This window comes from Lysinibacillus sp. YS11, from assembly GCF_002896375.1.
Lineage (GTDB): Bacteria > Bacillota > Bacilli > Bacillales_A > Planococcaceae > Lysinibacillus > Lysinibacillus capsici.
Map to the genome: position 1 here is coordinate 1,356,396 of NZ_CP026007.1, position 22,579 is coordinate 1,378,974.

Here is a 22,579-nt window from a genome sequence, read left to right on the forward strand (position 1 = left end):
AACAATTTTTTGCTGTGATTTGCTGTAATTCTTTTGAACAGATAAGAGCTAGGTGTATAACTTTTTTTCATATTATTCAAATAGACAGCTGAATATGTTAGGTGTATATGTCTGCCTGTTGTTGCTATGTCTACCGCTTATTACGATTCGTGCCACCGATGAAAAAATAATTGAAATGGTTGATAAAGCTGTGAATACCACCGTTTATAGATGAAATTAAATCGCTAGTCCGATCACTTAGAAAGTGATTGCGCCACTGTAACCAACTTTTTTACTCCTTCTCTTAGCTGTTTTTCATTTGCATAGGAATAGCTTAAACGTATCCAGGAGGATAGTTGTTTTAATGGATCACAAACTTGACCTGGCACAAAGGAGATCGATTGTTCGATGCTTCTAGATAATAATAATTCAGTTGGAAGATCGTCTGGGAGCTGTACCCATAAATTTAGACCGCCTTTTGGACTGTTCCATCGCCAGCCTGTTACAGCTAGCTCTTCCTCCATAATTTCCTTTCGAATCTGTAGGGCAATTCGGATTTTCTCCAAATGTTGTTGCAATCTTAGTGAGGAGAAGTAATGGAGAAAAATTTTTTGATTGAGAAGTGGTGAGCCATTATCAGCTAGCGATTTTTCTGTTAATAGTGATTTCATTAATGATGATGGACAAATAACAGTTGCAATTCTCAAACCAGGAGAGATGTATTTGCAAAAGCTTCGGATATAAATGACTGTCCCAACACTATCAAATGTGTAAATTGGAGGTGGTGGGGCTTGGTCAAAATAAATGTCGTGATAGGCATCGTCTTCTATTATTAGAAACCGATAGTGCTCAGCTAATTCCACTAATCTTTTGCGCTGCTCAACAGAAACCGTATAACCAGTTGGATTATGGAAGGTAGGGTTGAGATAAAATAGGCGTGGCTTGTATTTTTTAATATAGTATTCGACCTGTTCTAAATCGTAGCCCTCAGGGTGGATATCCACCGTAACAATCTGAGCTCCTTGTGCTTTAAAGATATCAATCGCAGCACTATAGCTTGGACGTTCAAATAAAACGACGTCTCTTGGCTTAATAAAAGCTTGAGCAATTAAGTGAATGGCTTGCTGTGAGCCAGATGTTATTAACAGTTCATCTGGACTCAAATGTGTTTTATAGTGGTTGATAAAATATTGGGTCAGTGTCTCACGTAGCTCTAAATCACCCTGTACCGTTGAGTAGGTTGCCAGTACTTTCGGATATAGGTCAAACACTTCCTTCACGTAATTTGAAAAATAGTGATTAGGCAAAAGATTAGGATCAATCAATGCCTGAGAAAAATGATAGGAAACAGATGGCTGATGGATTTCGGATAAATGATTTTTTTTTACGTATGCTGAAACAATGGGATTGTCCTGATCTAAACATTCAATATATTTTGTTACAATTGATTGGACAAAATAGCCTGATTTATCTTTTACATAAACTTTGTCATGCTGTTTTAATAGTTGATAAGCTTTTAATACCGTTAGCCGATGGACATTCATTTCAGATGCTAATTGCCGGACGGAGGGAAGCTTTTCATGTTCTTTCCATTCTTTACGCTCTATTCGGTGCAGTACATCATCATAGACTTTCTTAAAAAGATAATCTTCATTTTGATTTGCTTTGCCCACATCGATTCCTCCTATTCAAACCGATTGTACCACGAACCAAATTGATCTGTTCTATCCTTTTTAATCTGTTCTATCCTACTTCTTTTATGATAGAAAAAGAGGAGGAGTTTGATATGGTAATGATTAATTATTTCTTTATGTGTTTGATTTTTGGGACAACATTTTTAGCAATTAAAGTTGGTGTTGATGCAGGGGTTCCTCCGTTTTTATCAGCTGGTCTTCGTTTTTTCATTGCCGGTTTACTACTATTTAGTTTTATGGCTTGGCGCGAAAAAACGACAATCCGGTTATTATTTCGAAAAGAAATGTTTTTTACAGGAGTGGCCTTAACCTTTGGAACGTTTGCCACATTATATTGGGCAGAACAGTATGTGACATCTGGAATCGCAGCTGTCTTATCTGCTACAGGTCCAATGATGATTATTGTTATTCAGACATTTATATTGAAGCAAAAAGGAGACCGAAAATCATTTATTGGTTGTGTTGTCGGAGTCATTGGTGTTACGTTCTTAATCTTACCTAGTTTTGCAATTGAGATTAGTCCCTTCTGGATGGTTGGTTGTTTCGCTATTATTTTAGGTGAAGTTTTCTATGCATCTGGAACAATTTATACGAAGCATGTCATCCAAAAATTTGGAACAACATCTCCAATTGCTTTAAATGCAGCACAAATGATGCATGGAGGGATTTTATTAATCATTTTGTCATTTTTTACTGAGAACATTCAGCTTCATTATCTTTTAAGTCCAGCTTCAATTGGTTCTCTTTTTTATTTGATTATTTTTGGTTCAATGATTGGTCACAGCATTTATTATTGGCTTGTGTCACGAACAAATCCTGTTTTTCCGTCCACATGGCTGTATATCTCACCAGTAATTGCCGTTATATTAGGTGTTACCTTCTATCATGAATATATTTCGTGGTTAACAGGAATAGGTACGCTGACGATTATTGTTGGAACGATTCTAGTCAATTTTGAAACATTGAGAGAGTTGCTTTGGCGGAAGAGGACTGTTCTTCAGGATGTAAAAGAATAATAAAATCTAATCATAAAGGGGAAGAAATGATGAAAATTTCTAGGGGAGTAGAGATTCTGGAGCTTAAATTTAACGGAGCCTTCATTCATCCAACGCTTTTATGGGATCAGGAGATGGCTGTTTTAATTGATACTGGATGTTCAGGTCAAATGGAAGATTTACGTAAGGCAATGGAAGATGTAGGCGTGTCGTTCAACCAATTAAAAGTTGTGATTTTGACACATCAGGATATCGATCATATAGGCAGTCTTCCTGAAATATTGCAAAATTGCGGTAGTCATATAAAAATTTATGCGCACGAACTAGATAAGCCTTATATTCAGGGGGATTTACCGCTTTTGAAAGACGGGCACATAGAGAATCCACCTAAGGGGAAAGTGGATGAGACCTTGAAAGACGGTCAAGAACTACCATATTGTGGAGGAATACGAGTTATCCATACGCCAGGACATACGCCTGGCCATATTAGTTTATATTTGAAGCAAAGTAAAACGCTTGTTGCCGGCGATTCGATGTATAGTGTAAATGGTACACTGGGAGGGATTCATGTTCCAACCACTTTAGATATAGAGGTTGCTCAACAATCTTTAAAAAAATATGTAGACCTAGACATTGAATCGGTGATTTGTTATCACGGAGGATTATGCACGGTGGATATTAAAGAACAGATTCAAAAGCTTTGAATCTTAAAAATAATGATTAAAGATGAAATTTCCTTAGAAAACCAAATGTTTAGAGGCTCGCTCGAACCGTAACAGGCAAGAGTACAGCCCTCCAACGCTTGTAAAACTTCTGTTTTATTGTGAGCCAGCTCATGTTATAATGAGGCACTTAAGATACTTAAGCTCTTTTTTTAACGGATGCCAAGAAAAGCCTCCGCGGAACGATTAAATATGGAGGTGTAAGGAAATGAATAAACGTTGGACGATTGGTGAAATTCAGAAATTTGTTGAGAACAATTCAGAAAGTAAGTTGCTAACGACTGAATACCATGGTTTTTCTCAAAAGCTACTATTTAAATGTGCATGTGGTACTAACTTTGAAAAAACATTTACGAAATTTAAAAATAAAAACCAACGAAAATGTGATGTATGCCAACCGCCAAAAGAGTCACGCTAAACGTTTGCGGCCATTCTAATACTATTAGTGAACATTAAAAACATCTCACTTCTATGTTCTTTATAGAAGGGGGTGTTTTTTTGATTGGATTATTACAGTATAAGATTTATGCTGAAGGAAATTAAGAAAAAACATTCAATTTAACATTCTTTATTAATGAAATACAAAGATAAAAGCCAAACCCTTGATACATGTGGGTTTTGGCTTTTTTATCATTTTTAAAAATTAGGTTTTCCTCTACGAGAGGATTCATTATTAACGAAAAAAAGATTGTAAAATAACAATCTGTGATATATATTGGAGATTATGATTTTTTTCGACATCTCAAAATCATAAACAAAATTTCATCAATAGACAAGTTTTGAGAGGGAAGTGAATAATCAAGATGTACCTTTATCCCCTATTAGTAGTGATTGCAGCTAGTAGTTTTGGTATCGTTTCAACTATTATAAAACTGGCAATGCGTAGTGGCTTTTCTGTATCTGAGGCAGTTACAAGTCAGTTTTTCATCGGCTTTTGTATAGCAGTATGTATTTCCTTAGTTACAAATAGATCAAATTTTAGCTTTAAAGGCGTTAAAATCCTTCTGTTTGCAGGCATGTTAACAGGGTTAACAAATATTTTATATGGTCATTCTTTAAACTTTTTGCCTGCTTCCTTGGCAGTAGTATTACTGTTCCAATTTACATGGATTGGTATGCTGATTTCTTGTATCACAAAACGGCAATTTCCAAGTAGAATTGAATTCATCTCTTTAATTATATTAGTAGCTGGAACCATACCAGCTGCAGGCATAATTGATGTTGATTTGTCTCAAATACCTTTTCAAGGGTGGTTATGGGGTTTAGCAGCTGCTCTTTGTTACTCCTTATTTTTATATGTAAACGGAAAGACAACCGCAAGTATGACAACCTCTAATCGCTTAGTATTGGTTTCTTTCTTCGCTTTCATGACGACTGCGGCTTTTCAGTCTCCAGAAATTATTTGGAATGGCACTTTGTTTAACGAAGGACTGTGGATTTATGGTTTAGCATTGGGGTTATTTGGCATGATTATACCAGTTTTCTTATTCACAATTGCAGTGCCTAAAGTGGGATTAGGTATGTCATCCATATTGAGTGCTGTTGAATTGCCAATCGCGGTGATGGTATCAGTTATCCTCTTAAGCGAAACGGTTACAACTTTGCAAATAGCAGGTATTGTCATAATCGTTATCGGTATCAGTTTACCAACTTTGCTTGATAAAGATGGATTATTAAAAAATGTAAAAGCTAAATACAGAAAATCTGACAAAGTAGCAAAAGGATCTTCGATTTGAAGATCCTTTTTTTCATGTCAATTAAGCAATGTCATAGCAAAAGAATCATTAGGTCCTTTCTGTATTTATTTAATGACGTACTATTTTTTTGTTCATACGCTGTTCATATTGTTGTCATAGGCAGTACACCTTCATTGTATAAGCTATCCTTAGCGGTTTATGAAAGTAGCCGAGATAGATTGATAGGGAGAAGAAAGTATGAAAGGGAGGTGTGGCACGAGAAGAAAGGAAAACACAGTTATCGCTTGCTGTTCTATACCCTCGTGCCAAAATAATGAAAAAAACGATAACCTTTATAAGTAAAATAGTAGTAGGTTTAATTATAGCCATATTACTTTTATTAGCGGTTGTTTTCCTTGTTGATATTGTTTGTAGCAAAATGGAGCAAGGAAAACTAGAAACTTATGGTCAGTCTGTCACCGTAGATGGGAAAAAAATGAATGTCTTTATCCAGGGAGAAGGAGAAGAAACCGTCGTACTCTTACCTGGTTATGGAACAGCAGCACCAGCACTTGATTTTCAACTACTAGTAGATGAATTATCTCCATTTTACAAGGTTGTGGTCATTGAGCCTTTTGGTTATGGGTTAAGTGCTCTTACCGAAAAAGAAAGAAGCACTGAGAATATTGTTAGTGAAATCCATGAAGCATTACAGCGTCTTCAAATTGAGCGTTATATTCTAATGGGCCACTCCATTTCAGGCCTTTACGGATTGGATTATGTGAACAAATATCCAAACGAAGTAAGTGCATTTGTCGGGCTGGATAGTAGTGTTCCAACAATAAGTGAAAGAAAGATTGAACCTTCAGTAATAACTACTTTAAAACTACTAAAAAAATCAGGTTTAGCTAGATTGCAGGTGAAGCTTAGTGATGACCCATATGTCGAACTACCCTATGATGAGAAAACAAAAGAACAACTGAAAATTCTTAAGCTCAAAATATGTATAATCTCAGCCAGTTAAATGAAGCTGAAATGATGTATGCTAACTTTAAAGCGGCTGAAAGTTTAATATTTCCTAAAAATCTTCCAGTTATTTTGTTTATACAAGAGAAGCATCCAGTAACGGACAAATGGATACCAGAGCATAAAAAACAAATAGCTAATTCTGTCCATGGGAAAGTGAAGACATTTGAAGGGGATCATTTCTTATATCGTACAAAAGCAAAAGAAATCGTTGAAGACTTTAGAAAATTTATGAAAGAGATAAAGTGAATGTTCTAAGAAAGATTTTTCATTTCTAAATGGAAAAAAACAGATTTAATTATTGTATTGCTTAATAGTGAAGTATTTAGTGCGTATGAGCAGCAAGCATATTATTATAGACCTAATTATTAACAAATAACCAGGCGCTCAAATGAGAACCTGGTCTTTTTTTGTGAACCATATGTTTTAATCCCAATGTTTAGATCTCAGAGCGGAAGTTATTACCAAGGTTGCTACCCAAACCAAAATAATGACGAAAATTATAAATTAGTGGACTCCATTTATTTGGATCAATATGATTTTCGTCAATAATTATTTCTTCGTGGGCATGTACTTGTGTCGTTTGGGTCTCAACGATAGCAAAATTAGGAGAATAATCTGGAATACGTATATGTTTTACCTTTGCTTCGATTTGAATTGGACACTCCATAATTCGAGTAGGAATAACCGTTGTAGACCCAATAGGTGTTAAGCAACTAATATCACATTTCTCTTTTCTAAATGTAAAACCAATCTGTTTCTTAAAATCTGGAACTGGATTTTTTCCTGTGTAAGGAGCTAACTGTTCCACGTTTTCCCAGAGAGAGGGGTCTGGGATATTTATGACACATTCAGGATGATGTTCTAAGTTTTCAATTGCCTTTCCTCCAAGACCAATCCCTAAGATAATGCAGTCTCCTAATACCCAAGAAGAAGATAAAGGGCTAATATTTACTGTTCCATCCTCATTTAACGTACTTAGTAAAATTACAGGAAATCCATAATATAAAATTTTAGGATTTATTATTTTTGTATTTGGCATTTGTTTCATTATTTTCATTTTTGGTTCCTCCCATAAATGTTTTCACTGTCAGACTCATTGTAAAATATAAACATTTCGACGTTCATCGAAGTGTTGATTACAAAATTGATACTTCAATCTATAATGTTGAGCAAAGGTATAGTTTCAAGTCTCCCTATTGCGAAAGTCCTGAAAGTAACCAGTCCGACGCTTGATCATTTTGTACAAACTTATGAAGAAAAATTGTTACAAGTAGTAGCTTTATCTGAGAATCAAAGGCTTTCAGAAGCCTTCCAAATAAAATCTTTTCACAAGAAATAGGAGATGATTTGCAAGAAATTGCTTTTAGGAAGAGGATAAAAGATAGAGAAATGAAATGAGTGAGGTTGATGGATCTTTGGGTATAAGAGGGAGGCTTCAACTTAATTGACAATGATAATCGTTATCGATAAGGTAGGGATAGGCGAGAGCCGTCATCCCTACCTTTTTATATTTTTGGTAATGAATAAGATGAAAACTATAATTCAACCCAACTACCGAGGACTACACCTTGAAAAAGCAGTAACTTATTGTGGTACGTGCAGTTTGCTGTATTACAAATATTGGTTTTCCAAACAAATTATTATTGAAATGAGGTATATAAGTATGAAAATCGACGTAAATCAGCTTGCAGAGCATTTAGCAAACACTCCTTTCCAAGTAAAAGGAATCTATCGATATTCTAGAAATACAGGTGTACCTTCCGCGGATTATACAGATTCTTTTCCAGGATTTGTTTTTCCCCTTTCTGGAAAAATAGAATTTCAATTTAATGGCACCCCTTACATCTTTTCTCCAGGAAAAGTTGTACACGGGGGAGCGAAGATGAAACTAAATCAAAAAAATTTTGATGATGCAAATTGGGAATATATTCTGGTTTTGTACAGGATATGTACGGAGAATTTAGCAGAGACAAGTTTTTCACATCAGCATTTTGAATTACCGATAGGACAATCTCCTCGTCTAATCGAGTTAATTATGCGTCTATGGCATGTATATAATCAGCGTGGAGGTATATCAATGTTTCAGACAGAAATGCTATTTCGTGATGTACTGAATGAAGCATTATTATGTGTAGCTAATCGACAAAATAGCTGTGCGTCTCACACTCTATTCGAACGAATAACTACTTATATTCATGAAAACTATTATCAAAGCCTTTCCATTACCTCTCTTGCCGAACAATATAACGTTAATCGAAATCGACTATCCTATATATTTAGAAAGCATGCAGGGATGGGTCCAGCAGAATATTTATTAAACTATCGTATAAACATGGCTCAAAAAATGCTATTTACAAGTGATGTGCCTGTACAACAAATTGCAGAAACGGTGGGAATTACTGATCCCTTTTATTTTAGTAGAGTATTCAAGAAGCAATATGGTATCTCTCCTACTGAATATCGAGATAAGTTCATCAATAATCCATGCTAAGTTCACCAAGCTTCCATTCTCCGCCAAACATGACTTTACTATACTAAGTGTATATCAGAGATTTTATGTTGGAGGAATTTCAATGCAAAAGATTAAAGGACTGCTATTTTTAATGCTACTACTAGCAGGTATATTGGGAGGTTGTCATAAATCGCCTGCTGAAAATAAGGGGTTAACTACAGGAGACATATCTTCATCAGCAGTTAATGTAGAAGAAACTGCTTGGCCTAGAACCATTAAAGACGCCCTAGGTAAGGAATTTGTCATCGAGAAAGAACCAGAAAAAATTGTTTCATTATGGTATTTTTACCCTGAAATTTTAGTTGCATTAGGTGAGCCACCTGCAGCTTCTACTGATAAAGAATATTTATCCACTTTGTCTTATTTAAACGGTAAGCTAGATTCAACAGAGGAATTAGGCGATAAATTGTCTCCTAGTATTGAAAAAACGCTATCGATTGGTCCTGATTATATTTTAGCAACAGAACATCATGAAAAATTGTATGAATCCCTAGAAAAAATCGCCCCAGTCATTACGTTGCAATCACAGGACATCTACGAAGACTGGCAATATGGACTTCGTACAGTAGCCGAGATTATCGGAAAAGACGATGAGGCGGAAAAAGTAATTGATAAAATGATGAAAGATATCTCAACAGGACGTGAAGCATTAAAGTCAATTCAAGGAGAGTCTGTAGCGCTTATTTTGTCTTGGGACGGAAAAACGTTTAATGTTCTTGGTGAAGATAACCCTGTTTATACACTTGCTTTCGATAAAGAAAAGGGCTTGGGTCTAACACCAGATCATACATTTAAGGGGAATAATAATCAATTCGCTGCATTTGAAGGCATCTCAACTATTCAAGCAGACCATATTTTCCTTATCGGTGATATTACAAAAAAGGAAGCATTAATGAGTGAGTTAAATCAAAGCAATGTCTGGAATAATATGAATGCCGTAAAAAAAGATAATATTCATTTAATGGATACTTCCGCTATTACTGGAGGTCCATTAGCTATCGAGTACGCTTTGCAAAATATAACAGAAGCCTTACAAAAGGACGAATAATAGGAAAAAACTTTTCCAAAAGTAAATAAGGAGAGATGAATATGCAAGATCAAGTTATCAATATAAATGAGAAATTATCCGAATTAAAGGAGCTTTGGTCACCGAAAATTATTGGTGAAATACACGATTTTCAATTCAAAGTGGTGAAGATTGCTGGGGATTTTATATGGCATGAACATCAAGGGGCTGATAAGGTATTTATTGTGCTCGAAGGGGAGATGTTTATTGCTTTTCGGGATGGTCAGGTGAAAATATCCAAAGGTGAGATGTTTATTGTTCCTGGAGGAGCGGAACACATGCCCTTTGCTGAAAAGGAATGCCATATTATGCTTGTGGAGCCTAAGGTCATGTAGGCATTACCAGAATAACAAAAAAAGATAAATGATTTTTTATCTTACCCCTTTAGATTAATCTAAAGGGGTATTTACCTTGGGAACAGTTCGTTATTAAGCTAAACCACCATTTACGAAGATTACTTGTCCATTTACCCAACGTGCTGGACCTGCTAAAAAAGAAACAACTTCTGAAATATCTCTAGGTTCCCCTAGTCTTTCTAATGGTACAGCATTTGCTAAATTATGAATCTGTTTTTCATCTTTTCCATGGAAGAACAAAGGTGTTGCCGTTGGTCCAGGAGCTATTGCATTAACAGTTATATCTTTTCCTCTTAATTCACGAGCTAGAATCATTGAAATAGATTCAACAGCTGCTTTACTTGCTACATAAGCACCATAGTTTGGAAATTGGCTACGAGTAACAGAGGTAGAGAAATTAATTATGGAGCCACCTCTCCTTACTCGTTGTGCAGCTAATTGTGAGATAACAAATGTACCTCTGATGTTTGTGCGATGCATTTTATCTAAATCATTTAAATTCAAATCTGCAATTGGACTAAGTAACATGATTCCTGCTGTATTTATCACGACATCTATACCACCAAAAGCGTTTTCTACTTGATCAAAAGCCATACTCATTTCTATTTCATTTGCTACATCACCTCCCACACCTATAGCATGTCCTTTATCAGCTAATATTTCTTCAACTAATTCGTTAGCCTTTGATTCACTTGAAGAAAAGTGAACGCCAACTGCATAACCTTCTTGTGCTAATTTTGCTACAACAGTACGTCCTATCCCTCCAGATCCGCCTAATACCAAAGCAACACGTTTATACATTTCTTTCACCATAAAATTCATCCTCCACAACCTGTTATTAAAAGTTACAATTTTTTAATTTTGTAACTTTGTTATTGTATATTACACATGTTATAGTTACATTGTCAACAAAATGTAACTATGAGAAGCGAAAGGAGTATATTTAATGGCTATTCTTTCAGAAGAGAAGATTTTTTCTACGGCTGAAGCAATTATTTTAAGCAAAGGTATAAATAAAACAACATTATCAGATATTGCAAAGATGCTAGGCGTAACACATGCTGCGCTTTATAAACACTATAAGAATAAGGACGATTTGCTCCAAAAGCTTGCCCTTAAGTGGTTGGATAATACTTCTAAAGATTTGTTTGAATGGAGTCCTAAAAAAGGCGTTGATGCGGAAATCGCTTTACATGATTGGCTATGGCTTCTTCATGTCACAAAAAGAAATCTGTATCAAAATCATCAAAAAATGTTTCTGTTGTATACAAATTATATAGAAACAAATAAAGATTTAATTAAAGATCATCTCCAGCATCTTGCTAAAAAAGTTGAAGAAATTAGTGGTTGGGAAAATAAGGGGATGGCAGTTATTGTAGCTTTTACTTACTTCCATAATCCTTATTTTGCTGAACGGTGGAATCAGGGGGACCATCTACATTTGTTTGAACAGGTTTGGTCTGTTGTTAGTAGATCTCATTAAGTCTTGATCTTTCAAAGTAAGTACTGCTTGTTGTGCTTTTATGATCAAAATTATAAAACGGATTGGGAAATAAGCATTTCCCCAATCCGTTTCTTTTTATTATTAGATTCAGCTAAGGCAATCTATTTCTATAGGGAAGATAGGATAATGGGGTAAATGAAGAATTTGCAATCAAAGCATTCAGATACTCAATTGAATATTTCTAACGAGGCATAAATGGATAATAGAATCGTAGATGTAATTTCAGAAGGATAAAAATTTATGATTCTGTATATCATTATATCGAAAAAATAATGAAATCGGATTAGATTAAAAAAGGAATTATTTGTAAATTTAATTGAAACAGCTACTTTTGCCGTTAAAGGTTATAGTATTTCTAAATTATAGAAATTTTTTATGAAAAGATTCCCTATATAACCAATGCAGTATTAAAATTACCTTATTTTTAGCGTTTATTTATTGGTAATGAAGTTATATTATTGTCTTGTAAAGCAAATTACAGTTTGATTGGGATATTTAATCATGAAAAATTTAGAAGATTGCTTTACATATAATTGGTTGAATTATTATTTGTGGGAACGATTTATACATATTTTTATAATTTTATAATTAAATAGCGCGATAATATTGTTCTCACAGAATAATATAATTTATTAAAATTCTGGAGGAATATACTATGACAAAACAAAACAAAGGTCGTAAATTTTTCGCAACTACAGCTACAGCAGCACTTGTAGCATCAGCAATCGTACCAGTAGCATCAGCTGCGGAATTTCAAGATGCAGCTAGCATTTCATCTTGGGCAAAAGAAGCTGTTCAATTTTTAACTGATAAAGGCTACATCCAAGGCGATGAAAAAGGAAACTTCAACCCAGCTGGTACACTTACTCGTGCAGAAGCGGCTGAAATTTTATCAAAAGCATTAGATTTAAAAGCTTCTGGTACTGAAGATTTTTCTGATGTTAGTGAAAATGATTGGTTCTATAATGCAGTACTTGCAACTTCACCAGAATTATTTGATGGTATGGGCAATGGTAAATTTGAGCCTAAAGCTCAATTAACAAGAGAACAAGCTGCTAAAGTCATCGTTCAGGGCTACCAATTAACAGGTAAAGCAGATCTTAGCCAATTTGCAGATGCTTCTAAAGCTTCTAAATGGGCTGTATCTTACTTAGAAACAGCTGTAGAAAATGGTGTAATCAATGGTAAAGGCTCTTTATTAGCACCACAAGATAAAATTAGCCGCGAAGAATTCGCTACAATGGTAAAACGTACGATTGATGCAGTTCAAGAAGTAACACCAGCTGTAGAAGCTGTAAAAGGACTTAATGCAAAAGAACTTGAAGTGAAATTCAACACAGCTGTTGATGCAAAAGATGCAGCAATCACAACAAAATATGCTGTTGAAGGTGTAGCAATCACTAACGCAATAGTATCTGAAGACGGTATGACAGTTACGTTAACAACTGATAAAGAAGTAAAATTAACAAATGGTAAAGTAACTGTAAAACCAATTAAAACAAAAGCGGATGCTAAAGTTCTAACTGAAGAGTTCAACAAATTAATCACATTTGCAGATACGACTCCTGTAAGCGTTAATTCTGTAGAAGCTAAAGGTACTACAGCTGTTATCACTTTCGACGAGCCAGTACAAAGTGAAGGAACAATCAGCTTAAATGGTACAGAACTATCAAAAGATCGCTATACTTTGTCTGGTAAGAAATTAACAATTACTGGATTAACAGCAGAACAATCTTACAAAGTAGACATTGTTGGTGCAACTGACTTCGCTAATAATATCGCAAATCCTATCGCAGTTAACTTCACAGTTTTGAAAGCAGACGTTGATAATTCAAAACCAACTGTTTCTACAGCAGTGAATGGTACAGAAATTACGTTTGATTTCTCTGAAGAATTAATGAAACAAAATCTTAATGCAGATGCAGAGACTAAAGAATATGCAAAAGTAACAGTAGGATCAACTGTATTCTATTTAACAGATGCTGATATTAAAGATACAGAGGATAAAACTGTATTCACTATTGATGCTAAATCTGCTTTAGGTACAGCTACATTCATTAATACAAACATTAAAGTAGAAGGACAAAAAGATTTAGCTGGTAATGCAGGTGATGCATTTGAGTTCAATGCTATTCTTTCAAAAGATTTAACACCTGCTACACTTGTTTCTACTGCTACTAAAATGTTAGTAGCTGATGATGTAAATGCTACTACAGACGTTGATGCATTATACCTTACTTTTAGTGAGCCAGTAAAAGTAGAAGGAAAATTAACTGTTAAAACACAAAATGGTATTGCTTACACTACTGGAAAAGAAACAGCAGTAAAAGCAGATGCAGGTTTCGATGTAGATGGTAACGGTAAAATCGAGGGTGCAGAGAAAAACACTGTAAAAGTTGACATTGATCTAGATAGCAATTCAACATACACTTTCGAGTTATCTGCTAAAGCAGTAACAGATTTAGCTGGTAATGTAACTGCTGATACTGTTACTTTCAATGTAACAACAGGCGTATTTGAAGCTACACCTGAAACACCAACAGATTCATTAGTATTCGGCGCTACTCCAGTTGTTGTAACTGACAATAACGTATTCACAGTTGAGTATGCTAAAGATGTGACTGCAACAGCTACAAATGCTGCTAACTACACACTTGGAGGAAAAGAACTTCCTGCAGGTACGCAACTTCAGTTTGTAGATGGTACTAAGAAAGTAAGATTCACTTTACCAGAAGGTTCTATCACAGCTAATGGTAATTATGTACTTGAAGCTAGCAATGTAGTAGATACAAAAGGTAACACGCTTAAAGGTGGAAAAGTGACAACTCAAGTAGCACTTAAAGAAAATATTGTTCCTGTTGCTACTAAAGTAACTGCAGTAGATAGCAAAACATTTACAGTAGATTTCTCTGAAAATATTGCTGATCAAGCTGCTCCAACAGGTGTTACTGTTAAAATTGCAGGATCAACTGTAGAACTTGCTTCTATTACAGTAGCTGGTGGTAAACTTACTGCGACAACTAAAGCTGACTATGCATTAACTGACAGCATTGTAGTTGAATTCAAATCAACAAACCTAGTTGATGCTAATAACAACAAAGTAAAAGACGGTTCTATTGCAAAATAATTAAATCGTTCATTGAAAAGCCCTGTGGAGATTTCCACAGGGCTTTTTTAGTGTTTAAATAAGATCATGCTAATAGGAGAGAAAGACCTGCAAGAGGTTGATTTCCGTTCCGCCAGCGTCCTTTCCAGGGGGCGTCCGATGAGCCGCTGTGTTCGCTCCAGGGTCTCCTCTGAGACACTAAATCCCCTAGGAGTGACGCTGGCTCCGCTCCAATCAACCATTCTGCAAAAGTGTTTTTTCCTTATTTTTCATACTAGCGATAGCGATCAAAATAGCCCATGATTTCCATGATTAGAAAAAGGATAGGTTTTTATTTTCAATGTAGAGAAGTGATGCGTGATAACACCTCTTCATAAAACCTTCACTTTATTTGAAAACCTTTGCTAATAAGGTAACACTTTTGTGGGGGAGGGGAGGGCTTCTTGACTCCCGTGGGATAGCAAGACAGGCAAAACGCTAAACGGAGTGGTAGCGGAGGAAGCAATTCGGCGCTCGCCAACAGGAAAGTAAGTAGCCTGCAACGGAAATTCATTTTCACTTTTTATTGATTGCTTTTTTAACACTATGAAACCCCTTGGTAGATTTCCACAGGGTCTTTTTAATTTGTTTCTTCTTATTTAATAATGCACCACAGAAGAAACATTAGTATTTCAGTAACGGTAAGCACAAAATAACAGGTTCTCAACTAAATATACACAGCCAGTTGACGGAAACAAATCGACGACTGGCTGTGCATATTGAACGGCTATTTGTAAGGGAATTTGCTCGGGATAGGTCCAAAGGCAATCCAATGATATTTAAAGAATCTGCCCATCAATAGCACGACCATCCATGTGACGAATAGAGCAAAGGTAAAGCCACCAATGCTCCATAGGTGATAGATTATACTATTACCACCAGTACTTAATTGTCTATAAAGGAAAAGGAAAAATGGATGCAATAGATAGACGCCAAATGATACTGTTCCTAGATTGATTAAGCCATTTACAAAAGCATGGTTCCATTTATCATAGATCCAGAAAGAAAGCTGTAATAAGACAATACAGGCTGTTAAAGATTGTAGCTGAAAAACTAGCTCAAATATTGTGCTGTTCACTTTATAGGTTTGTGATGTATAAACAAAGTAATATAAATAAACATTATATATAGTAGAAATTAGCCATATACACCACACAAAAAGTATCGTGATAGGAAAATTTTCTTTTTTTAGTTGAAGCCATCCTTTGTATTTTTCAAAATAAATTCCTAAAAATGCCCCTGCTAAGAAATAAAAGAGATAGGAAAAAGCGATACTCCCTCTATAGGGATACTGCCATAACTCAGCGTTTAATAGAATAAAGACCCATTGAAGAACGAACCCAATCCAAATTAAATAAGGAGATAGTGCTGGTTTTTTCTTTAAAATATATAGGAATAATGGGAACATAAGATAGAATTGAACAATAATAAAAATAAAGTATAGATGCGTATACGATTTGCCTAATAAAAGTTTTTCTAGAAATTCGATACTAAATAGAGAACGCCATGTGTCTACTAAATCATGTGTCACATAAAATTGCATTGCTGCATAATAAAAAATAGAAAAAAAGAGATAAGGAATGAGTATTTGGGTCACTCTTTTTTTATAAAAATGAATGATAAGCTCCTTTGTTAAATCCTTTTGTATATAATTGTAAAATAATACAAAGCCACTTAAAAAAATAAAAGCAGGGACAGCGAATTTAGGGGAGATATTGAAAAATACATAAAATGGATATAATTTTGAGTCACTAGATAAAGCCGTTACAGGTGTACTAGTAGAATGAATAAGAAGAACAGCTAGAATGGCTAAAGCCCGTGTAATAGCTAATTCATTAATATGTGCTCGCTTCATACGATCATCTCCAAAGTATTAATTATAGTATTGAATTCCCAGAATACTGCCTACATACTCTATTGGTATGCTTGTTAGTACAAATTTAGACAAGCTTTGTTGCCTAAATTTGTCTAAAGGAAACAAGTGGGTTGTTCATGAGCTACTATAAAGCGCTTTTATGTCAGGGAGATGTCAACAATAAAAAAAGCTACCACGCTCGCTTTGCGTAGTAGCTGTATGTTGTTATTTGCCAACTAGAATTATTTTCTGGGAAATAGAATAAAGAAGGAAGCTTAATTAAACTCCTTATAATGCAACAAGGATTCTACCTCTTGCTTGACCCTTCAGTAAAATAGGTAAAACATCAGGAAGTTGTTGTAGTGTTACCTCTTGCTGAATAAAATCATTAAGGTTTGCTGGTTTGAAATCAGTCGCTAGTCGATGCCAAATGTTTAATCGAATGTCCATTGGGCAATAAACAGAATCAACTCCAAGTAAACTCACGCCTCTTAAAATGAAGGGAAATACACTTGTAGGAAGCTGTGTACCTGCCGTTAAACCACTACATGCAACAGCCCCACCATATTGAATTTGGCTTAATAATGAGGCAAGTGGCTCTCCACCAACAGAATCAACAGCAGCAGCCCATTTTTGTTTGCCTAATGCTTTAATTTTTCCATCATAAACCTCTTCACGATTTACTATTGTAGTAGCCCCGAGTGATTGTAAATATTCATGTTCAGATTCTTTTCCTGTGCTCGCTTCAACTTGATAACCCAGTGTTGAAAGAATAGATACGGCAAAGCTACCTACACCACCTGTAGCCCCTGTCACAAGAATTTTCCCCTTTTCAGGATGAATACCATTTTCCTCTAACTTTTGAACAGATAATGCAGCTGTAAATCCTGCAGTACCAATTACCATAGCCTCTTTAAGGGAAAGTCCTTTTGGAAGCGGTACAATCCATTGCGCTGGGATGCGGGCATATTCACTAAAGCCACCAAAATGGGAAACACCTATTTCATAGCTAGTTGCAATGACCTCGTCACCAATTTTAAAGCGAGAATCCTCAGAAGAAACAACAGTCCCAGCTAAATCAATGCCAGGAACAAAAGGATAAGACGTAACGATTTTACCATCAGGAATAGAGGCAAGACTATCTTTATAATTAATACCTGAATAACTAACTTTAATTAATACCTCACCCTTTGGTAGATCTTCTAAAGTTAACTTGTTCACTTTCACTGTAAATGCATCATCTTTATTGACTACTAACGCACTAAAATTTTCTGCCGTCATCGTAAACGTCCCCCTACAATTTTATTCCATTAAACAGTATCAAAATTATTCTGACCGGTCAACATAAAATTGGATTGTTGCTACTCTTCATGTATAATAACTTCTATCAAGTCATCGGAGGCTCCTATGAAAAAGAAAGAGGAAGAACGTAAAAAACAGATTATGAAAGCAGCCTTTAACGCTGTTTCACAATTAGGTTATGATAAGGTTACACTACAAGACATAGCCAATCATGCCAGTGTCTCAAAAGGGGTAGTTCATTACTACTTTACAAGCAAACAAAACATTTTATTAGAATTACTTGAATCCACTACGAACAAAATCTACAGCTATGAAATACAGGAAATAGGCAAGCATCAAACAGCTATAGACAAGCTTCATGCCTACTTAAATGCTGTATTTGTATCGCCTATAGAAAATAAAAAATTTTACAGGGTTTATTTAGACTTTTTAGCTCAGGCAAATAGCAATGAAGAGTACAAAAGAATTAACTTAAAATTTTATGAGAATTGCTGGGGAATTGGACAAGAAATTATTGAATTAGGAAAAAGAGAAGGTGTCTTTAGTTCAGACATTGATTCCTTAACCTATGCAAAAATGATGAGGGCAATGATTGATGGTTCATTAATTCAGTGGTTAACCTGCGATTTAGAAGAACAACATAAATTTTATAAAGAAACCTGTTTGAATAGTATTGTGCGATTATTAAAATAGGCAATTGAAAAGCCTTATTACTATTGTAGTAAGGCTTTTTTTTGCCGTAAAAAAGAAGAATAATTGAATGATTTTGGAAAATATTTATTAACATATTGCATTTATAGATAAAATTACCGTCAAAATTTTCGGAAAAAACTATAAAAAAAGAACAGTTTTAATATTTTGTTTAGTAATTTTTTACAAAAATACGCATTTAAAAGGAAAAAAATGTTTTGTTATGCATTGAAATAGCGTTTATGCAATCGTTTATACAAGAATAAATCTATGTTTTTAATAATTTAAACTGTATAAAAATTTAAAATAATGTCGAGTTGAGTCAATGTTGCAATTTCTTTATACTGTGAAAGTAATTATTGGAGAGGAGAAAACATCATGAATAAAGAAGTGACAATTATTGGGGTGCCCATGGATTTAGGTCAAACAAGAAGAGGCGTAGACATGGGACCAAGTGCTATCAGATATGCGGGGGTAACTGAACGACTTGAGAGACTTGGTTATTCGATTTACGACGAAGGGGATTTAACTATTGACCTCGTACACGAAGATAAAGACGCAGAAGGAAAGACAAACTTAAAAAATTTAAAAACTGTCACAGAAAGTAACGAGAAGCTAGGCCAAAAAGTAGACCATGAAATTTCTTTAAACCGTTTTCCTTTAGTTTTAGGTGGAGACCATAGTATTGCTATTGGAACATTAGCAGGAGTTTCCAAGCATTATGAGAATCTAGGTGTTATTTGGTATGATGCCCATGGCGATTTAAATACTGGTGAAACATCTCCTTCAGGAAATATCCATGGCATGTCTTTAGCTGTAAGCTTGGGCCTTGGACATCCAGCACTTACAAATATCGGAGGTTATGCTCCAAAGGTAAAGCCTGAAAACGTTGTTATCATTGGTGCTCGAGATTTAGATCCTGGAGAAAAAAAGCTTATTAAGGAAATTGGTATTAAAGTATACACGATGCATGAAATTGATCGTTTAGGAATGACGAAAGTAATGTCAGAAACGATTGACTATTTAAAGGAGCGCACAGACGGTGTTCACCTATCATTAGATTTAGATGGACTGGATCCAAATGATGCACCAGGTGTAGGCACGCCAGTAGCAGGTGGTATTAGCTATCGTGAAAGTCATTTAGCTATGGAAATGCTGTCAGAAGCAAATATTATTACTTCAGCAGAATTTGTTGAGACAAACCCTGTATTAGATCAATACAATAAAACGGCTATTGCTGCGGTAGCTTTAATCAGCTCACTATTTGGCGATACATTACTTTAAGCCATGAATAGAAGTCATTTTGTATCCCAGAAGGAAGAACTTTTCTTAAAAAATTAGGTCGCGACAACCAACTATAAGAAAATAGCTCTCCCTATAGTAAGTTTACAATACAATTTAGCTATTCAATAGCCTTTATTTTGTCAGAAAATTGACAGTTCATAAAATATATAAAACAGTTTATCTATTAACATTCAAATTTTAGATTGTTATCTGTTTTGTACGAAAAAAAGAAAGTGCTTACACAGATAATGAATGTAAGGAGTTTTTTATGGCAGCAGAACAATATGAATTAAAAAGAAGTATGAAAGCAAGACACTTATTTATGATTTCACTTGGCGGATGTATTGGAACTGGTTTCTTTCTTGGATCAGGCTACACGATTAACCAAGCTGGGCCAACTGGTGCCATCCTAGCTTACTTAGTAGGCGGAGCAGTTATGTATTTAACAATGCTATGTTTGGGTGAATTGTCTGTTGCTATGCCGGTATCAGGTTCATTCCAAACGTACACAACGAAATTTATCGGTCCTGCTACTGGTTTTGCCGTTGGATGGCTATACTGGCTAGGTTGGGCAGTAACTGTTGCTCTTGAGTTTTTAGGGGCTGGACAACTAATGCAAAGATGGTTTCCTGATTCACCAGTATGGATGTGGTGCCTAATATTTGCAGCACTACTCTTTGTATTGAATGGTTTATCAGCAAAAGCATTTGGTGAAGCAGAATTTGTCTTCTCCAGCATTAAGATATTGGCAATTATTATGTTCCTTGCGGTTGGTGGAGCAGCTATGTTTGGGCTAATCGATATGAAAGATGGAACAAATGCCCCTTTCCTTACTCATTTTTATGAGGGTGGATTGTTTCCTAATGGTGTAACAGCACTGCTTATTACAATGATTACCGTGAATTTTTCATTCCAGGGTACAGAATTGATTGGTATTGCTGCTGGGGAGAGTGAAAATCCTGAAAAGACTATCCCTAAATCTATTAAGCAAACTGTTTGGCGTACGCTGTTCTTCTTTGTGTTATCCGTATTTGTACTTGCAGCAATGATACCAATGGATAAAGCAGGGGTGGTGGAAAGTCCATTTGTAGTCGTATTAGATAGCATAGGTATTCCATATGCAGCAGATATTATGAATTTTGTTATCCTAACAGCCTTATTATCTGTCGCAAACTCGGGTCTTTATGCTGCAACACGTATGCTGTTTTCACTATCTGTCGAAAAGATGGCAAGTCCCGTTTTAGGGAAAGTTAATAAAAGAGGTATCCCAATGAATGCATTACTAATCACACTCGCTGTAGCAGGTCTGTCTTTACTGTCAAGTGTATTTGCTGCTAATACAGTCTTTGTGTGGTTATTATCTCTAGCAGGCTTAGGTGCACAAATTGGTTGGATTGCGATTACAGCATCTCAAATTGCATTTAGACGCTCCTATATACGCCAAGGAGGAAAAGTAGAGGATTTAAAATTCAAAGCGCCGCTGTATCCAGTGATCCCTATTTTAGGTTTATTAGCGAACTGTATTGTTATGGCAAGCTTGGCTTTTGATCCAGCTCAACGTTTAGCACTCTACTGTGGTGGAGCATTCTTCATTGGTTGTTATATCGTTTATTATTTAAAAGTGAAAAAAGTGACGAATTTAGAAATAAACCAACAAGAAGTCCAATTAAAATTAAATCAAAAAATATATCTTTAATATCAAAGAGTAGCTACTTACATGGCTACTCTTTTCTTCATAGAGAAGCAACAACAAAGACGTATTTAACAAAGAATAGTTCCAATAATAAGAGAAAAATTTATTGTTTTTCGATAAATAAATATTGAAATAAGATAATTTATCATTTATTCTTCATACAAGAAGCAATTTAATTATGAACAAGTTCATTTGAGGTGGATTCATGTTGAAGAATTTTATTAAAGACTTAGGAGTCTTTACGTATCATCAATCATTATCTTGTATTTTTCCCGTTGTGATATTTGCTACACTTGCACTCTCTAAAGCCATTCAAATACCTGGGGTAGGAAGATATGACTTTATTCTGGCAATCTGTCTATTGACTCAGTACTTGATGTATAAATTTGGTTTAGAAACAAAGGATGAAATAAAAGTCATTTGCTTGTTTCACATTATTGGGCTCGTGCTCGAACTATATAAAGTGAATTTCAATTCATGGTCATATCCTGAAGAGGCGTGGACAAAAATAGGGGGTGTGCCTTTATATAGCGGATTTATGTATGCGAGTGTAGCAAGTTATATTTGCCAAGCTTGGCGTAGGTTTGATTTAAAAATTGTAAGCTGGCCAAAAAGTTATGTAGCTATTCCACTTGGAGCCATTATCTACTTGAATTTTTTCACACACCATTTTATTTATGATTTTAGATGGCTGTTAATGGCACTACTATTTATTGTGTTTTATCGTACTGTTGTAAAATTTACAGTACGGAACAAAGTCTTTAAAATGCCCATCGTTGTATCGTTCTTTTTGATTGGCTTTTTCATTTGGATTGCTGAAAATATTGCAACGTTCTTTGGAGCATGGTCCTATCCAAATCAAGAGGTGTCTTGGTCGATTGTTCATTTTGGTAAAATCAGTTCATGGTTTTTACTTGTAGTCATTAGCATTATGATTGTTGCGCAACTTAAACTATTCTATCGTAATGTAGGTGAAAATTTGGAGAAGAAATCATTCAATATATGACATTCATTTGTAGAACTAGAGAACTTCTAAGAAAATAGTATGGGCTTTTGATAAACTAGTATTTTTACCTT

General features: G+C 35.1%; 19 protein-coding genes and 1 pseudogene. 15 read left to right on the forward strand and 5 right to left on the reverse strand.

Annotated elements, in window-relative coordinates; all coding sequences use genetic code 11:
* Nucleotides 1–233 precede the first annotated feature (233 nt).
* On the reverse strand, nucleotides 234–1,652 hold the full coding sequence (locus tag LBYS11_RS06410) for an aminotransferase-like domain-containing protein (protein WP_103117682.1): 1,419 nt from the start codon (nucleotides 1,650–1,652) through the stop codon (nucleotides 234–236).
* A gap of 113 nt (nucleotides 1,653–1,765) precedes the next feature.
* Between LBYS11_RS06410 and LBYS11_RS06415 the strand changes: the two genes are divergently transcribed.
* The 5 genes and pseudogenes from LBYS11_RS06415 (at nucleotide 1,766) to LBYS11_RS06435 (ending at nucleotide 6,341) form a co-directional block, all read left to right on the forward strand.
* Nucleotides 1,766–2,689 (forward strand): DMT family transporter, encoded by a 924-nt coding sequence (locus tag LBYS11_RS06415; RefSeq protein ID WP_103117683.1) that lies wholly within the window; start codon nucleotides 1,766–1,768, stop codon nucleotides 2,687–2,689.
* A gap of 29 nt (nucleotides 2,690–2,718) precedes the next feature.
* Nucleotides 2,719–3,372, forward strand: coding sequence for an MBL fold metallo-hydrolase (locus tag LBYS11_RS06420; RefSeq protein WP_103117684.1), 654 nt, complete (start codon nucleotides 2,719–2,721; stop codon nucleotides 3,370–3,372).
* 226 nt (nucleotides 3,373–3,598) lie between these two features.
* Entirely contained in the window at nucleotides 3,599–3,808 is a 210-nt protein-coding gene (locus LBYS11_RS06425; protein ID WP_048391161.1) for a hypothetical protein, read from the forward strand.
* 385 nt (nucleotides 3,809–4,193) lie between these two features.
* The gene (locus tag LBYS11_RS06430; RefSeq protein WP_054550654.1) at nucleotides 4,194–5,126 is read left to right on the forward strand and encodes an EamA family transporter; all 933 of its coding nucleotides are present in this window, start codon (nucleotides 4,194–4,196) and stop codon (nucleotides 5,124–5,126) included.
* Between the two features lie 274 nt (nucleotides 5,127–5,400).
* Nucleotides 5,401–6,341, forward strand: a pseudogene (locus LBYS11_RS06435) (alpha/beta fold hydrolase).
* 190 nt (nucleotides 6,342–6,531) lie between these two features.
* On the opposite strand, the gene LBYS11_RS06440 reads toward LBYS11_RS06435, so the two are convergent.
* Nucleotides 6,532–7,152 (reverse strand): flavin reductase family protein, encoded by a 621-nt coding sequence (locus tag LBYS11_RS06440; protein ID WP_048391158.1) that lies wholly within the window; start codon nucleotides 7,150–7,152, stop codon nucleotides 6,532–6,534.
* Nucleotides 7,153–7,257: 105 nt separating this feature from the next.
* Here LBYS11_RS06440 and LBYS11_RS23035 point away from each other — a divergent pair, with 105 nt between their 5' ends.
* From LBYS11_RS23035 to LBYS11_RS06455, 4 genes are all read left to right on the forward strand, one after another.
* Nucleotides 7,258–7,434: an opine metallophore biosynthesis dehydrogenase gene (locus tag LBYS11_RS23035; protein WP_158651976.1), complete on the forward strand. Its 177-nt coding sequence runs from the start codon at nucleotides 7,258–7,260 to the stop codon at nucleotides 7,432–7,434.
* 324 nt (nucleotides 7,435–7,758) lie between these two features.
* Nucleotides 7,759–8,586 (forward strand): helix-turn-helix transcriptional regulator, encoded by an 828-nt coding sequence (locus LBYS11_RS06445; RefSeq protein ID WP_048391153.1) that lies wholly within the window; start codon nucleotides 7,759–7,761, stop codon nucleotides 8,584–8,586.
* Between the two features lie 82 nt (nucleotides 8,587–8,668).
* Nucleotides 8,669–9,655 (forward strand): ABC transporter substrate-binding protein, encoded by a 987-nt coding sequence (locus LBYS11_RS06450; protein WP_103117685.1) that lies wholly within the window; start codon nucleotides 8,669–8,671, stop codon nucleotides 9,653–9,655.
* Between the two features lie 41 nt (nucleotides 9,656–9,696).
* A complete protein-coding gene (locus tag LBYS11_RS06455; RefSeq protein ID WP_048391149.1) occupies nucleotides 9,697–10,008 on the forward strand; it encodes a cupin domain-containing protein in 312 nt (103 codons plus the stop codon).
* A gap of 93 nt (nucleotides 10,009–10,101) precedes the next feature.
* Here LBYS11_RS06455 and LBYS11_RS06460 read toward each other — a convergent pair whose 3' ends face one another.
* The gene (locus LBYS11_RS06460; RefSeq protein WP_233732511.1) at nucleotides 10,102–10,842 is read right to left on the reverse strand and encodes an SDR family oxidoreductase; all 741 of its coding nucleotides are present in this window, start codon (nucleotides 10,840–10,842) and stop codon (nucleotides 10,102–10,104) included.
* A 133-nt stretch (nucleotides 10,843–10,975) separates the two neighbouring features.
* Between LBYS11_RS06460 and LBYS11_RS06465 the strand changes: the two genes are divergently transcribed.
* The gene (locus tag LBYS11_RS06465) at nucleotides 10,976–11,512 is read left to right on the forward strand and encodes a TetR/AcrR family transcriptional regulator (protein ID WP_048391146.1); all 537 of its coding nucleotides are present in this window, start codon (nucleotides 10,976–10,978) and stop codon (nucleotides 11,510–11,512) included.
* 676 nt (nucleotides 11,513–12,188) lie between these two features.
* Nucleotides 12,189–14,660 (forward strand): S-layer homology domain-containing protein, encoded by a 2,472-nt coding sequence (locus LBYS11_RS06470; RefSeq protein WP_103117686.1) that lies wholly within the window; start codon nucleotides 12,189–12,191, stop codon nucleotides 14,658–14,660.
* Between the two features lie 745 nt (nucleotides 14,661–15,405).
* On the opposite strand, the gene LBYS11_RS06480 is transcribed toward LBYS11_RS06470, so the two are convergent.
* The gene (locus LBYS11_RS06480) at nucleotides 15,406–16,533 is read right to left on the reverse strand and encodes an acyltransferase (protein WP_103117688.1); all 1,128 of its coding nucleotides are present in this window, start codon (nucleotides 16,531–16,533) and stop codon (nucleotides 15,406–15,408) included.
* A 288-nt stretch (nucleotides 16,534–16,821) separates the two neighbouring features.
* A complete protein-coding gene (locus LBYS11_RS06485; RefSeq protein ID WP_048389661.1) occupies nucleotides 16,822–17,814 on the reverse strand; it encodes an NADPH:quinone oxidoreductase family protein in 993 nt (330 codons plus the stop codon).
* Between the two features lie 126 nt (nucleotides 17,815–17,940).
* Between LBYS11_RS06485 and LBYS11_RS06490 the strand changes: the two genes are divergently transcribed.
* The 4 genes from LBYS11_RS06490 to LBYS11_RS06505 all read left to right on the forward strand — a co-directional run bounded on the left by LBYS11_RS06490 (nucleotide 17,941) and on the right by LBYS11_RS06505 (nucleotide 22,508).
* Nucleotides 17,941–18,528 carry a TetR/AcrR family transcriptional regulator gene (locus LBYS11_RS06490; protein ID WP_054550665.1) on the forward strand — a complete coding sequence of 196 codons (588 nt, stop codon included), beginning with the start codon at nucleotides 17,941–17,943 and terminating at the stop codon, nucleotides 18,526–18,528.
* A gap of 375 nt (nucleotides 18,529–18,903) precedes the next feature.
* Nucleotides 18,904–19,809: an arginase gene (rocF, locus tag LBYS11_RS06495; protein WP_054550666.1), complete on the forward strand. Its 906-nt coding sequence runs from the start codon at nucleotides 18,904–18,906 to the stop codon at nucleotides 19,807–19,809.
* 268 nt (nucleotides 19,810–20,077) lie between these two features.
* Nucleotides 20,078–21,505, forward strand: a complete 1,428-nt coding sequence (locus LBYS11_RS06500; protein WP_004232450.1) for an amino acid permease — start codon at nucleotides 20,078–20,080, stop codon at nucleotides 21,503–21,505.
* Between the two features lie 202 nt (nucleotides 21,506–21,707).
* Nucleotides 21,708–22,508, forward strand: coding sequence for a DUF817 domain-containing protein (locus LBYS11_RS06505; RefSeq protein ID WP_054550667.1), 801 nt, complete (start codon nucleotides 21,708–21,710; stop codon nucleotides 22,506–22,508).
* Nucleotides 22,509–22,579: the final 71 nt, after the last annotated feature.